Source organism: Aerococcus sp. L_32 (genome assembly GCF_050689315.1).
The window spans coordinates 1-1217 of sequence record NZ_JBOEQF010000530.1; the positions used below are offsets into that span (position 1 = coordinate 1).

The following is a 1217-nucleotide window of genomic DNA, read 5'->3' on the forward strand; positions in this document are numbered from 1 at the left end:
TCGACCGTGGACACACCAATTCAAAAAGAAGCCGCCGCAAAATTAGCGGACCTACAAGCAGAAATTGAAAACTGGTTGGACCAACCAGTAGGGACAATTCAAGGGGACATGAAGATTAACAGTGTGGATATGGCCCGCATCCAGGATCATCCATACGTCGAATTTGTCCACCGGGTACAGAACTATTACGGGCAAACAGAAATCTCGGCGGCAGCCTTATTTAATAATGATGCCAAGGGATTTCCAAACGCAGTAACCGTCCGTGACGTACTCAATAATTACCCATTCCCTAACACCTTAGCAGTGGTTAAAATCACCGGAGCAGAATTGAAAGCAGCTATCGAGCAATCAGCGGAATTTTTCATTTTGAATGAAGACCAAGAAATCGTCATGTCTAAAGATTGGCTGTATCCCAAACCAAAGCCCTATAATTATGACATGTATGAAGGGATTGACTACATCATTGATGTATCAAAACCAATTGGTCAACGGGTAACCAAATTAAACTACCATGGCCAACCATTGGATTTAGAAGCTGAATTCGAAGTGACCCTCAACCAGTATCGGGCTATAGGCGGCGGCGACTATCACATGTTTGATTCATCAAAAATTGTCCGTGAAGTCAATATGGAGATGAACCAATTAATCCCTCACTACCTTGAAACACATCAAGAAATCAAAGCCACTTGTAACAACAATTTCCAAGTGGTGAACGGCAATAATTGTCCAGAATAGTAACAACGGGATACCTCGTTTAAGGGGTATTCCGTTTTTTATTATGCTAGCTAAAAGTATGCGAATTAAACTTAAATGTGATATGGAGGGTTAATGAGTTTAGACTTATTCGATGCAGTTTACATACGCGCAACACGTACAAAAATTAGTCCCTTATTGATATCAACGATGAAGTAGCTGATTTAGGCAAAATGGCAACTGATAATCAAGTTGTATTCTTCATGGCAGACAGTTGTCTACTTCAAAATAGTTTGCAAATATCATTACATAAAGTTCTGCCGAAGGCTGATGAATAGATAGAAGAATTAGTCATCAAAAAAGCCCATCCGAAACCGGATGGACTTTCCATTTAGGTATGTCTGTTAGCTTATTCAGCTGAAGAGGATGCTTCGCTTGAAGCTGCTTCTGATGATTCAGTTGAAGAAGACTCTGTTGATGATTCCTCTGTGCTAGATTCTTCTGAAGTTGATTCTTCGCTTGAT

1 protein-coding gene is annotated in these 1217 nt (G+C 40.4%); it reads left to right on the forward strand.

Annotated features, from left to right (window positions below; all coding sequences use genetic code 11):
* Window positions 1-735, forward strand: a 735-nt coding sequence (locus tag ACRCJ0_RS14530; RefSeq protein WP_431390913.1) for a 5'-nucleotidase C-terminal domain-containing protein, incomplete at its 5' end; no start/stop codon positions are given.
* Window positions 736-1217 lie beyond the last annotated feature (482 nt).